This is a genomic window from Micromonospora andamanensis (assembly GCF_016863495.1).
Classification (GTDB): Bacteria; Actinomycetota; Actinomycetes; order Mycobacteriales; family Micromonosporaceae; genus Micromonospora; species Micromonospora andamanensis.
The window spans coordinates 1-12537 of sequence record NZ_BOOZ01000045.1 but is presented as its reverse complement, the minus strand read 5'-3'; the positions used below and the strand labels follow the sequence as shown (position 1 = coordinate 12537).

Annotated in this window: 13 protein-coding genes; 6 read left to right on the top strand and 7 right to left on the bottom strand. The window is 71.0% G+C overall.

Features of this window, described 5'->3' with window-relative positions; all coding sequences use genetic code 11:
• Nucleotides 1–175: 175 nt before the first annotated feature.
• Both Van01_RS26885 and Van01_RS26880 read right to left on the bottom strand, forming a co-directional pair.
• Entirely contained in the window at nt 176–829 is a 654-nt protein-coding gene (locus Van01_RS26885) for a hypothetical protein (protein ID WP_204013275.1), read from the bottom strand.
• Between the two features lie 340 nt (nt 830–1169).
• Entirely contained in the window at nt 1170–3026 is a 1857-nt protein-coding gene (locus tag Van01_RS26880; protein ID WP_204013273.1) for a HEAT repeat domain-containing protein, read from the bottom strand.
• A gap of 184 nt (nt 3027–3210) precedes the next feature.
• Between Van01_RS26880 and Van01_RS26875 the strand changes: the two genes are divergently transcribed.
• Both Van01_RS26875 and Van01_RS26870 read left to right on the top strand, forming a co-directional pair.
• The gene (locus Van01_RS26875; RefSeq protein WP_204013270.1) at nt 3211–3753 is read left to right on the top strand and encodes a hypothetical protein; all 543 of its coding nucleotides are present in this window, start codon (nt 3211–3213) and stop codon (nt 3751–3753) included.
• A 193-nt stretch (nt 3754–3946) separates the two neighbouring features.
• On the top strand, nt 3947–4111 hold the full coding sequence (locus Van01_RS26870) for a hypothetical protein (RefSeq protein WP_239099325.1): 165 nt from the start codon (nt 3947–3949) through the stop codon (nt 4109–4111).
• Between the two features lie 141 nt (nt 4112–4252).
• Here Van01_RS26870 and Van01_RS26865 read toward each other — a convergent pair whose 3' ends face one another.
• The 5 genes from Van01_RS26865 to Van01_RS26845 all read right to left on the bottom strand — a co-directional run bounded on the left by Van01_RS26865 (nt 4253) and on the right by Van01_RS26845 (nt 9646).
• Nucleotides 4253–5554 carry a hypothetical protein gene (locus Van01_RS26865; RefSeq protein ID WP_204013265.1) on the bottom strand — a complete coding sequence of 434 codons (1302 nt, stop codon included), beginning with the start codon at nt 5552–5554 and terminating at the stop codon, nt 4253–4255.
• Nucleotides 5551–6246: a GGDEF domain-containing protein gene (locus Van01_RS26860; protein WP_239099324.1), complete on the bottom strand. Its 696-nt coding sequence runs from the start codon at nt 6244–6246 to the stop codon at nt 5551–5553. Before Van01_RS26860 ends, Van01_RS26865 begins: the two co-directional genes overlap by 4 nt.
• A 234-nt stretch (nt 6247–6480) precedes the next feature.
• Nucleotides 6481–7242: a CpaE-like family protein gene (locus Van01_RS26855; RefSeq protein ID WP_204013263.1), complete on the bottom strand. Its 762-nt coding sequence runs from the start codon at nt 7240–7242 to the stop codon at nt 6481–6483.
• A 112-nt stretch (nt 7243–7354) separates the two neighbouring features.
• Nucleotides 7355–8347: a DUF4192 domain-containing protein gene (locus Van01_RS26850; protein WP_204013261.1), complete on the bottom strand. Its 993-nt coding sequence runs from the start codon at nt 8345–8347 to the stop codon at nt 7355–7357.
• 132 nt (nt 8348–8479) lie between these two features.
• A complete protein-coding gene (locus tag Van01_RS26845; protein WP_204013259.1) occupies nt 8480–9646 on the bottom strand; it encodes a hypothetical protein in 1167 nt (388 codons plus the stop codon).
• Nucleotides 9647–10282: 636 nt separating this feature from the next.
• Here Van01_RS26845 and Van01_RS26840 point away from each other — a divergent pair.
• From Van01_RS26840 to Van01_RS26825, 4 genes are all read left to right on the top strand, one after another.
• Nucleotides 10283–10804: a hypothetical protein gene (locus Van01_RS26840; RefSeq protein WP_204013257.1), complete on the top strand. Its 522-nt coding sequence runs from the start codon at nt 10283–10285 to the stop codon at nt 10802–10804.
• A 172-nt stretch (nt 10805–10976) separates the two neighbouring features.
• Nucleotides 10977–11876 (top strand): alpha/beta fold hydrolase, encoded by a 900-nt coding sequence (locus Van01_RS26835; protein WP_204013255.1) that lies wholly within the window; start codon nt 10977–10979, stop codon nt 11874–11876.
• Between the two features lie 82 nt (nt 11877–11958).
• On the top strand, nt 11959–12096 hold the full coding sequence (locus tag Van01_RS26830) for a hypothetical protein (protein ID WP_204013252.1): 138 nt from the start codon (nt 11959–11961) through the stop codon (nt 12094–12096).
• An 18-nt stretch (nt 12097–12114) separates the two neighbouring features.
• Entirely contained in the window at nt 12115–12435 is a 321-nt protein-coding gene (locus Van01_RS26825; RefSeq protein ID WP_204013249.1) for a hypothetical protein, read from the top strand.
• Nucleotides 12436–12537: the final 102 nt, after the last annotated feature.

Here is a 12537-nt window from a genome sequence, read left to right as displayed (position 1 = left end):
CCAATGAGGCGTTCGACGATTTGCGGAACCGGGTGGGCGTGCCGCTCTTCGATAACGCCGCGTGGCAGGCCGCGTCGGGGCTCAGGTACGCGCCGTCGCAGCTCTTGCACGTCGCCGTGAGTGCACCGCTATCCGGTCCAGCGCCACCTGCCTCGTCCCTGTCTCCGAACAGCGCTCAATGGCCACGCGTTACCTGGGCCAGATCGACGCGGTACCAGGACCGCCCTATGAACACGTGCATCTCGGTGCCATTGCCGTAGATGCGTCGTTCACGCACTTCGAGTCCGTCGGGCAGGACGAGCCGACATTGCCCGCCGGTCGTGACCGCATGGTCCTCGACGATGTGAAACGGCGTGACGAGGTCGTACTCGGGCCCGTATCCGCCGATCATGGCCCCCGTGGACCCGTCGGTCAGGAGGGCGTTGGCTCCACGTTGCGGCGCCATGCCGTAGTCGATGGCCTGATCGTTGTCGACGGCAACGAGGTGGAAGGCGGTGTAGGCGCAGCTCCAAGCCGTCTCTCCGGCAACGTTGAGGGCGTAGCAGTCATCGATCGGCGGGAGGTCTGCCCGGTGCGGGTAGACCCAGCCGGGTTCGAGATCGGGTGTGAACCTGGCCAGTCCGTGCCCTTGCGGACCGGCGCCGCCCATGGCCTCGTCGAAGTAGCCCACCCAGATTGCTCCTGAGGGTGTGGTCAGCACGTTCTCGATCGCGTCGCCGAGGTGTCCCTGCCGCAGGCGGGTACCGTCGGCGGACCAGATCTCGGCGTTCGGGCCGCCGCGGCTGCGCGCGTCGACGAGCAGGATGGCGCCATCGGGCAGCGGCTGCACGAACGAGGGCTCCAGGCAACTGTCGAGGTGGACGGACCGGATTGGACGGCGAGCCCCGTCGTGGACCGTGACGAGCCTCTGCCCTGGCCCGTCTGTGCTCGCCCACACGCCGTACGCGTGGCCTCCCGGTCCAACTCCGATCGCCTGCGGCCTCCGGCTCCATCGTGTGTCTGTCGCAGGTGGGAGCACATACCCCACGAGGTGCAGCGGCATGACGGGAAGCTGGAGGACCTCCAGCCGCCGCCGCAAGCGCACCTGCTCACGTTCCTGCCTGGTCATTCGCACAGATTCTCCGTGGGATCGCGTCGCCACCCCAACCGCGCTACCGGCCGGCAGCGATTCAGCGCCTGGTGTCACTGATGAGCGCCCTCGTGGTGACCGCCAGGTGCAGGAGTTGCTCGTCGGCGCGCATCTCGGCGTCGGGGTCACCGAGATAGACGGCTACCCGGTGCCGGGACTCGATCAGCCGATCAAGGTCCGCCAGCGCGGGCCGAGCGGTGTGTCCCATGGCGGCCAGGACTCTCATCGCGGCGGGGCCGAAGGCGTCGTCGTCGAGGTATTTGGGCAACTCGGCGAGAAGGCGCGGTGCCTCGGCAGGCCCGCTGTGGCGCCACAGGGCGCAGGCGGCACCGAGCTGCATAGCGCCGGGTTGAGTGAACAGGTGATTCGCCTGGTGGACCTGCCGGTCGGTGAGACCGCCGTGGTCGGCCAACCAGGTCAGCAGCTGGGGGGCGATGCGGCAGCGTCGCAGGTGTTCCGGGCGGGCGTCGAGGTAGTCGTCGGCGACCGACCGGTCCTGCGTAATCGCCAGGACCGCCTTGGTGGCGAGATCGGCATCCCGATCATGGCCGGTCATCAGCGCTCGCAGCAGCGGCACCGCCGGCTTCGCGGATGGTCCGATCGCCTGCAGGGCGATGACCTCGAGACGTGCGGCCGTCGGGTCGCCGCCGTCGACCGCCGTGCGGAGCCGTGCGGTGAGCGCGGGTACCGCCGCAGCGGCGGCCGGGCCGATCGCCGCCATGGCGTGGACGGCGGCCACCGCGGGGCAGACCTGCCGCGGTCGGCCCTCGTGGCACGGGTCCCGATGTTCTGCCAGCACCTCACGAACGGTGCTGACCATCTCGGTGGGATCGGACAACGCGGGGGCCACCTGAGCGAGCGCTGCGGCAAGCCGCCGATGCGGTGTGCCGGCACGCAGCATGCGAAGCAGTTCCGGTAGCGCCCGTGGATCCCCGATGCCGCCCAGCGCCGTCGCCGCTGTCGGCGCCAGCACGGGGTCGGTGAGCAGCGGCACGAGGTGCTCGGCAGCCAGCCGGGTAGCGGTCAGCGAGGCACACACCACCTCCACCGCCGCCGCTCGGACCGCTGACGGCGCCTCGTTCAGCACCGCCGACAGTGCCGGTGCCAGCCGAACAGGCGCGGCCCGCCATATCCGCATCGCCTCAGCGGCGATCTCCAATGCGGCCTGACGGACCGGTTCCGGCTCGTGTGGTCGCAGGAGCCGCTGCACCCACGAGTACGCGCTCTCGTCGCGATCGTGGCGGCGCAGCACGGCAGCCCACCGCTGCCCCGCACCCCGGGTGCTGCGACCACCCTCGCCGACGAGTGCCGCAGCCGCCGCCTCCAGATCCTCGCGGATTGCCGCTTCCAACCCGGACCAATCCGGGCACCGGGTGACGACCAGCGTGGCCAGCGAACCGAGGAACCGCACCGCCGGCACCGGGTCGCGTCGCATCCGCGCCACCATCCGCAGCCACCGGTCCTCGTCGGGACGCTGCCACAACTTGGACCAGAGCGCCTCCGCCAACGCCACCCGGACCACCGCATCCGGTGCCGACCACAACGCCGCGACCGCACGGTCCACCCCGGCGGACGCCACGAACAGCCAGCACGCCGCGCGCCGGACCGCATCGTCAGGATCCGTCATCGCCGCCGAGGCGACTTCCGCGACGGGCTCGCCGCCGCAGGAGGCGACGAGATCGCTCAGAAGTTGAAGCACCGTGAGCCGCACCGCGGGACGCGGATCGGCAGCCACCTGCAAGAGGCGACGCGCAACCGGGCCGTCACGATCGGCGTTCACCGCGGCGAAGACCCGTGACCGGAACTCGTTCCCGCCGACCGCGACCTCACCACCGGCCACGGCGGCATCCAACCAGATCAGGTTCTCCGGCTCAGCCGCCGACGTCGACCCGTTCACCGCACCGGGCGGGGGCCGCCCTTCACATCACGCATAACCGAGATCATGACCGGAGCTACCGGTGCCCGCAAGCAGGTTTGTCTCCAACCCCTCCCCCGCTGGACGAATCGGTACGCGCTGCGCCGGGTCGGGACGCGCCTGCGACTCGTTCTACCCGGTAGTGCCCTGCCGTGGAGGTGTGCCGATGCGACGACGGTACCTGGCGGTGCTGCTGACCCTGCCGCTGCTGGCCGCGTGCGCCACACCCGCCGCGTCGGCCGGGCCACCGGCTGCCGCACCGGCACCGGAGCAGTCGTACTGGCCGGGTCAGGAGGAGCTGATGGACGCGGGCGGCACGATCGACACCGTCGGTCCGCGCCGCTGGCCCGACAGCTACGCCGGGGTCGCCACCGACATGCCGGCCGGGACGCTGCTGGTCTACCGCATCCCCACGCCCGGCATCGACGCGCAGATCCGGGCCCTGGTCCCGCAGGTGAGGGTACGGATGATCGACGTGGCCCACAGCGCCCGGCACCTCGCCGCGTGGTCGGAGCAGGTGCGCGCCGATGTGCCCTGGTGGCAGCGCCACGGCGTGACGGTCTACGCCTTCTACAACCGTTTCGGCGAGTGCGTGGTCGTGGAGGTCGCCGAGCCGCACCGCGATGCCGACCGGATCACCGCCCACTACCGGCCGATGCCGGTCTGCGTCGAGCAGGGATACCCGTTTGTGCCCCTGACCGCCGACTGACATCCCACACTCCCCCGCCGGGACGGTTTTCGACGCGGAAGGGGTATCGAAGAGCACTGCGACCTGCTTGTTGCTTCGCAGACTCGCGACCATCACATGATCGAACATGTGTACGATTCGGGTCATTGATCGAGTGGTCAGGAGGTGGTGGAACGGGCTGTGGGGAAGGCTGTCACGCCGTGATGTGTGGCTGGTGCGTCAGACCCAGTGGAAGGTCATCGCCCGCACCGGGGACAGCGAGAGCGGCACGACGCTGCGGTGGGAGTTCGACAGTCAGGCCGAGGCTCAGGACATGGTGGAGCGGCTCCTGCGGGCGCCGTCGCCCGGCTCGTGGCGCGAGCATTCCACGCCCGAATGACCGTGCCGCCCTGTTATCGCCCGCTGGCCGCACCGGCCCGCCCGCCTTGTGCACGGGTGCGGCGACACCCGGTCTGGGCAGTCACCACGAGTGCGGTGGCAGGGATCTTCCTCTCCCGCCACCGCACCCGGTCCTGGGCCGTTACTCGCGGTCTTCGGCGCCCGGCGGTTGCCGTGTGCCGAGTACCCGCACCGTGGTGCTGAGCTTGATCGGTTTGTCCTCGGGCCCCTTCAGGAATGGTTCGATGCTGATCTTCTTCCGTAGGCGTCGGCCCGGCCCGTATGCCTGGTTGCGTTCGTGGCCGGACACCCAGTACCGGTACTCCGGTCTGGTTCGGCTCCGGTCGACGTCGGCTGCCGCCGCTTCGACGGACGGTCTGGCGGCTGGCGGTTTGATCCGTACGACGCGCACGTCGGGTGCGGGGCGTTGTTGGCGCTGGTAGGCCCTGCGGACGGGCTTGGGGACTGTGGCGGTGGCGGCTTCGGCCATCTGTTGGTTCATCAGCAGCCAGGTGGTGATGAGCGGGCCGAGCGGGTGGGTGCCGTCCACGACGGTGCCGGTGGTGAGGTGTTCGCTGTGGATGGGGATGAGCCAGCCGATGTCGTGGCGCAGTGACGGCATCAGATCCTCCGGGACGCCGCCGCCGATGCTGCGGTAGCACAGGACGTGCCAGCCTCCCGGTTGCGGGGTCCACGACGCGGCGGCGACCTGCCGGCCGTGGCCGAGGGGTCGGGGCCAGGCGACGAGTCCGCTCGGGGTGGGGGTGAGTCGTTCGGTCACCGGCGCGGGTGGCTGATCCGGGGTCACTTCGTTGATCAGGTCGGTGAATTCCTGGTCGATCCAGTACAGCGGGGCACGGTCGAGGTTCTCGGCCAGCGCGTTGCGGGTGGTGGGCGCGCGGAGGGGTGCGGGAAGCTCCGCCGGGCCGCGGAGCAGTCCGGTGAGCCGGTCGCGGATCTTCGGCACCATACCGAGCTGGATCGTGGCGGGTGGCCAGGTCGTGGTGGTCAGCAGTGTGCGTCCTTCGCGGGCGTAGATGATCGCGCGGTGCACCATGGCGAGCAGCGCGTGGCGTGGGTCTGTGGGCTGCCAGCCCATGACGGCGGCGCTGGCGGCGGTGAGGGCGTCGGGGTTGTCGGCTTCGATGTGGTGGGCGCAGCGCAGGCAGACGTGCCAGCGGGTGTTGTAGGTCTGGATGACCTCGCGGCTACCGCCGATGCCGTGGGCTTCCAGTTCGGCGGTGCGGTACACCCAGACAGGACGGGCGGCGCTGCAGATGTGGCAGCGGTCGTAAACGTCCCCGACGAGGTCTGCCGGCACGGAGACGGGCCGGTGCCGGTCGGTTTCGCTGACCGGATGCCGGTACACGACCCGGTCCCCGTCGTGGTGTTCGGTCAGGGCGTAGCCGCACGTGGCGCAGGCGATCAGGGTGCCGAGGTTCACGCGCCGGCCCTCCCCTGGCTCGGACGCTGGTCGCGGGGGCGCGGTCCACGTCGGGGGGTGCGGGTCGGCATGGCCATGCCGGGGGTGTAGAGGACGTGTCGGTTCCCGCCGCCATGTTTGGCGTGGTACATGGCGACGTCAGCGCGGTGCAGGGCGATCTCACCGAAACCATCGGTGCTGGCGACGAGGGCGACACCGATGCTCGCCGTGACCGCGATGGTCGTGGGCGCGTCGTCGACGTCCAGGCGGGCGGGTTCGGCGATGACGGCCACGTACGCGGCGCCGAGTCGGTCCGGGTCGTGGCCGTCGGCGGGCAGCAGGGCGGCGTACTCGTCGCCGGAGAGGCGGGCGGCGGTGCCGCCGTACAGGTCGGTGAGTTCCTCGACGCGGTCGGCGATGGTGATGAGCAGGTCGTCGCCGGTGTCGTGGCCGTGGGTGTCGTTGACGGTTTTGAAGCCGTCGAGGTCGATGAGCACGACGATGATCGGCTGCGGGGTGGCCGCGAGGATGGTGTGGGCGGCGAGCAGGCCGGCGCGGTTGGCCAGGCCGGTGAGGGGATCGTGGGCCAGCTGCCAGGCGGCGTCGGTGAGCGCGGCCCGCAGCCGACGCGTCTCGACGCTCACGTGGCGGGCCCAGACGGCGAGGACGATCGCCACGGCGGCGGTGGCGATCACGGTCAGGGTGGTGAACACTGGGTTCCTCCATTTCTGGTGGAGAACCCGGGACGCGAACGTTTCCTAGGCGATGGCGTCCCGGGTCCAGACATGACGACGGCCCGCCGGTGGCGGGCCGTTTTGCGTGGGGTGTTGCCTGCGGTTCGGGTGGCACCGTGCGTGTGGCTGGCGGCCGGTGCCGACTCGGGCGATCCTGCGGCCGTTGTTGACGGACGGTGGTGCCGGTGATGGTTGTCGCGGGTGGAGGGTGGGTCAGGTGGGAAGGTCTCGCAGGAGGTGGTGGGCGAGCCAGCCGGCGGCGGTGGGCAGGACGATGGCGTAGGTCGCGCCGACGCGCCGGCCGCGCGCGACTAGGTGGTCGTCGGGCGGGTTGACCGAGGCGACGAGGATCAGGCCTCGGCAGGACAGGCGGCGGCGGGTCCGGGCGAGCAGGTCGGCGCCGATGACGATCAGAGGGCGGCGGGTGGCGTGGCGGCGACCCTGGGCGATCGTGTCGGCGTAGTCGAACTCGTAGCCGGACTGCTGTTCGACGGCGTGCAGTTCGGTGCGGAGCAGGCGGCTGCCGGTGATGGCGATGGGCGGGAACCAGCTGCCGGTCGTGCGGGCCGGCCGGCGGTGCGCGGCTCGCTGCTCCGGATGGCTGGTGGGCGCGACGGCAGGGTCGACGTGGTTGGCGATCCCGCTGGGTAGGGCGCAGCGTGCCGTCGGCGCGGCGGTGGTCCCGGTGAGGCGTGGGGTGCAGTGTGCCGGGTGGGTGGCTTGGTCGGTGTGTAGCGTGGCGGCCAGGTCAGCGGGCACGACGGCGTAGGGTCGCACGGCGTCGAGGACCTCGGACGGGTCGAGGATGGTGTCGATCAGGCCGAGTCGCAGGCACACCGGGCCGGTGTCGGTGCCGGTGGCCGGGTCGTCGGTGAGGTCGACGACGGTGGCGAAGAAGGTGCGGTGTGGGTTCCAGCCGACCTGGATCGTGTACCGCTCGTATCCGGGTCGGGGCGCAAGGGTGTAGAGGCTCACTGTCGTTCCTTTCGATGAGGGCAGCCGGGGCACCGCTGCACGGGGTCGTCGGCGTGCGGGCAGGGATGGGTCCGCCCCCGCGCTGGCGGAGGTCAGGCCGGGAGGTGGGCGGCTACCGGGTGGAGGGATCGGTTCGGTCGGTGACCTGCGCGACGGTGGCAGGCGGCAGACCGGCGCGCAGGGCCTGCAGCAGCAGGTCGGCCAGCCGGTAGGCGGGATCGACCTGCAGGGCCCGTTCTGCGGCCATGACGGCCAGGGCGCCGTCGCCGCACCGCCAGGCGGCGAACGCGAGCAGGGTGGCCGGAGCGCACACGAGCGGTTCGGCGGCGCGGCGGGTGACGTCGGCCCAGAACGTGACGTGCCGGTCGGTGGGCTCTGTGAGCTCCACCGCCCGGTCCCGCACGGACGGGCGGGCAAGGAGCACCGTGAGCCAGGCGACCTCGTTGTCGCTGAGGCTCCCGTCGTGGCGGCGTAGCGCCTCACCGACGGCCTGCGCGCCGGCGTCATCCACGGGCGTGCCGGCGGCGAGCATCCGCTCCAGGCGGAGCACCGCCTGGTCGGTGGCCTGCCGCATCCGGTCGCGGGCTGCGCCGTCGACCGGTGCGAATCGGGAGGCGACGGCGGCCCGGTCGGCGAAGGCGACCAGCCCGGCGGCGGTGGCCTGCACCGCGATCAGCGACGCGGTCGGGTCGAACGGTGTTCCCTGCGGTGGGCAGCAGGCACGGTTGCGGCAGAGCAGGCTGACCCATCGGCTGCCGGTCACCCGCAGCAGGTCCCGCACGGTCATGTCGGCGGCGGTGACCGCCTCGTTCACGGCGTGCAGGGCCGCGTCGACGTGGTCGGCGTCGCCGTAGCCGACGATCACCAGGTCGGTGACCGCGCGCTGACGTCGCACGACGCGGATCAACTGACCAGCGAGGTCGCGGATCTCCTGGTCGGGAGCATCGGGGGCGGGCAGGTCGGTGCGGGCGACGAAGACGACGCGGCGGCCGTCGGTGACGATCACGACGATGCTGGCGTCGTCGGGGCGGAAACCGAGCAGGTACGGCACGGCGGCCACCACATCGGCCGGCGAGCGCAGCGACAGCGTGGGGGGAAACGACACGAGGAACTCCAGAAGGGTGTCGGGTTGAGGGTGAGAGGCCGGTGAGCGGGACCGAGCCGTCACCGGGCAAGGTGACTGGGCTCGCCTGCGGCCGGCCGCGAATCGACCGGTTCGGATGGGCGACCGCAGGGTTCAGTCCCGGTCGGGGTCCAGGCACAGGTCGATGCCGGCGGTCTCGACGGTGGCGGTCACCGTGATCAGCTGATGGTCGACGCCGGTCAGCGCACGGGTCAGGTCCGCCTCCACCAGGAGTTCCGCTGCGGCGGCGGCGTCAGCGGACGTGGCCTGATCACGCAGCCGGATCTCGTACTCGTGCCGCCACGGCACCCGCCACCTGCCACGGTCGACGCTGGCGTGCTCGCGGTCCGTCCACCCGTACGCGCTCCACGGCCGGGTCTCGTCCGACCCGTCGGTGGTGACCGCCCGCATCGTGTCCCGCACCGCCTCGCACGCCTGCTCGGCGGTATCGGCGGCGACCAGCAGGACCAGGTCCGCGACCGCGATGACATGGTGGGCGCGGGGCAGCGCATCGAGTCCGAGACCGGTCAGAAAGCCGTCGACCCGCGGTGCCACATGGTGCGAGCTGCCACCGAACTCGTCGTCGACCAGCGCGCGGATCGCACGGGACCGGATACGACGACGCAGGCTTGCCAGGGCGTCGAAGGCCCCGTCCCGCGCCGCGATCGCTGCCGCGAGGTCATCGTCGAGCTGATCCCCGGCCGTCCGGGCGCCGCTGCCGGTGTCCGTCGCACCGTCGTCGGCGCTGTCGACGGCATGCCAGGTCAGGCCGGTCAGCATGATGCCGGCGGCGGCCAGCACCGGCAGCTGCCGCTGCACCGCCGCCTGCGCGGCGACCTGCGCGTCCACGGCCCGGGTCGCCGTCGCCCAGGTCTGCAGGTCGACCCGCACGGTGAGGCGATACCGCGTCGGCGACGCCTCCCCGCCCGGCTCGCGGGTCACCTCCACGACCTGCCTCGGGTAGACCGCCACGGCGGGGTCCAACCGGCGCACCTCATCCGGCACACCGAAACGCGCCTGCTCGCGGGCCTGCTGGTCGTCGGTGTGCGACCGCGTGTACGACAGCACCGCCTCCGCGCAGACCGTCCACCGCTGCGGCAGCGGCTCCAGACCCCACTCGGCGAGGGCGTCCTCACACCCGGGCCGGCAGATCAACCGGTTCTCCAGCGCGGCGATCAGCGCCGACCGCGCCTCGACCGCCAGCGTCTCCCGTTGTGCGATCGCGGCCGTCGTCTCAAGACGCAGCAGGCGAATCTGCTCCGGCAGGCTCACGTCGCTCATCGCGACACCGCCCGGCGGCCGACGGGAGCAATGTGAACGCCGATGACCGGTCCGCACGGGGGCACCACCCGGGTGGGGGTCGTGTCGTCGACGGGGCCGGATCGGCGGTCGTGGCGTGCGGCTGCGGCGTTACCGGTACGGGGATCGGGTGGGGTTGCGGTACGGCGGACGGCCGACAGGTCGCCGTCCGGGTGCTGGTAGGGATTAGGCATGGTGTCCTCCTTGGACACGACAAGACGGCGGTCACCCGAGTGGTGACCGCCTGAGGGACAGGGGTTCGCGCCCAGACCACTGCTGCTGCGGCCAGGGGGCAGGTGACGAGTGCTGCGGCTCTGAGGCGCATCGACGGCGGCCGACCGGAGGGTGGGCGCGATGCCGTCGCGGGGCGCGTCAGATCAGCACAGGCAAGAGAAAGGGAAGAGGCTTCAGGCTAGCGGCGGCACCGTGGCCAGGGCCGGGGCTGTCAGATCCGACCGTCTGGCAGATCCTGACAGCCCTGCCGGCACCGCAGGCCACGACGGCATCACTCGATGTGCGGGCCCCGATTCGCCACGCCACGCCTGCACCGAGACCGGTGGCGCGTACGGCCGAGCCGACCCCGGGGGACGGCGATAACCAGCGGCGCCGGTGCAGAACGTGAGCCACTATGACGACGTGAACCCGAACGAGGCGCTGCTCGCCATGGGTGATGCGGTGGCGCTGTGGAGCGTCGGGGATGTCACCGCCGCCGAGGTGGTTCGTCACGCCTGTGACCTGCTGGTGGCAGGTTATGACGGACCTGCCCTGCGCATGCTGGCCGCAGTGTCGCTACGTCATGCAGACGACGAGATGCCCGACGTCCTCGAAGCCGCGCTGGCCGAGCTCAGCCTGCCCTACTACGAGCGCGGCAGCCGAGCCGGGCAGGTAGCAGCCCTTCGGGCGCTTGCCGCCCGAGTGGTGGCCGGGACCATGTCGCCGTCGAGCCTCACCGCCTGGGCACACTCGAAGATCGGCCACGATCGGCTTCCCCTCGCCGAACGGCTTGTTCAACTCGACGACGTCTACGGCTGCGTCGAATACAGCGATACGACCGACGAGGACGTCGACGCTGAGGTGGTGGCTGAAGCCCGCCGGATCATCCAGTCACCACCTCCCGGTGACTCCCCACCGATGCGGTGAACGCAGCTGACGCTCAGCGGCACGGCACACTGGTGCCGCCCGCTGAGCACACCAATCCGATCGGACCGACGATTCGACGTCTCACGGTGGCCGGGCGCACGCCGCCAACCATCAACTGACCCGGCTGTCTCGCACCGCGGAGCGGACCGGCACAAGCCGCCATACTGTCGCCATGGGCCTGGACGTGCGCAGCGACGACAACTGCCACCTGTGGGCCGAGCAGTCCGGCACCGGGCCGCCGCTGGTGCTCTGTCACGGCGGTCCGGGCCTGTGGGACTACCTCGCCCCGGTCGCCCGGCTGCTCGACGACGATGCCCGCACCATCCGATGGGACCAGCGCGGCTGCGGACGCTCGCAGCGGCGCGGACCCTACAGCGTCGCCCGCTTCGTCGCCGACCTCGACGCGGTACGCGACCATCTGGCCGGACCGGTCACCGCCCTGCTGGGCCACTCATGGGGTGCGCACCTGGCGCTGCGGTACGCCATCGAACACCCCGAACGGGTCAGCCACCTGATCTACGTGTCCGGAACCGGCATCGACCCCGAACGCGGCTGGCACCCGCACTACGAACGGAACCTGAGACAGCGGCTCGGGCACCATCTGGACCGGTGGGAGGCGCTCGGCGCCCGCGCCCGCACGCCCGCGCAACAACGGGAACGGGCGGTACTGCAGTGGTCGGCCGACTTCGCCGACCCCGGCACCGCCCTGCGGCACGCCGAACGCATGGCCACCCCATGGCTGGGCATCAACGAGGACTGCAACCAGGCCCTCAACGCCGAGGTCAAGCAAGAACTCAGAGACCCCGACCTGATCGTGCAGTGCCGGGCGCTCGACCTCCCCGTGCTGATCATCGATGGCACCGAGGACATCCGCCCCCGCTGGGCCGTCGACTCACTGCACGAAGCGCTGCCAAACAGTCAACGGGTGAGCCTCGCCGGCTGCGGCCACCTGCCCTGGGTCGAGAACCCGCACGACTTCCGGCAAGCGGTAACCACCTTCCTGACGGAACAAAGGCACCAGACTCTCCGCCAGGTTCACCGCGAACCCGCGGATCGGGCGGATCCGCGATAGCGCGGGACAAACCCTTGGTTCACGTCGAGAACCCTCAGGTCCCTGAACACTCGGAACCTGGGCCTCTGTCCCGTCACGGGGCATGCTTGACACACGTCCGGCGATCACCTGTGACGACGGCATCCGCACCGCCCGACGCACCGAACAGCCGGTGCGCACCATCAAGGTCAGCCGACCTCGTAAAGTCGCCGTCACCGGCACCACCGGCGGCTCGCGTTGATCGATGAAGGGGCACCACATGAGCGCACCGGAGCATGCCGTCATCGTCCGCTACCCCCTGACGGGCGGTGGCCTCGGCGAGGAGCAGGAACGGCAGGCCATCTACGACCTCGCGAGTCGCCTGACAGACGCTATCGAGGCAGCTGACGCCGGTGACTTCGACGGCCACGAGTTCGGTGGCGGCGAGGCTGTCCTCTATGCCTACGGTCCTGACGCCACTCGACTCTTCGCGGCGATGGAGCCGCAACTGCGAGCCTTCCCGACCAAGCCAGCGCAGGCCACCCTCCGCTTCGGCGAACCAGACGACCCCAGCCCCGTCGAGCAGCGCATTGACCTATGACCGCCCGACGACCCTCCCCAAGACAGAGTCCCAGACCAAACGACACGCACGTCCTGGAACGATCGCGTCAATCACGTGGTGGGACTAGACATCGGGCGCCCT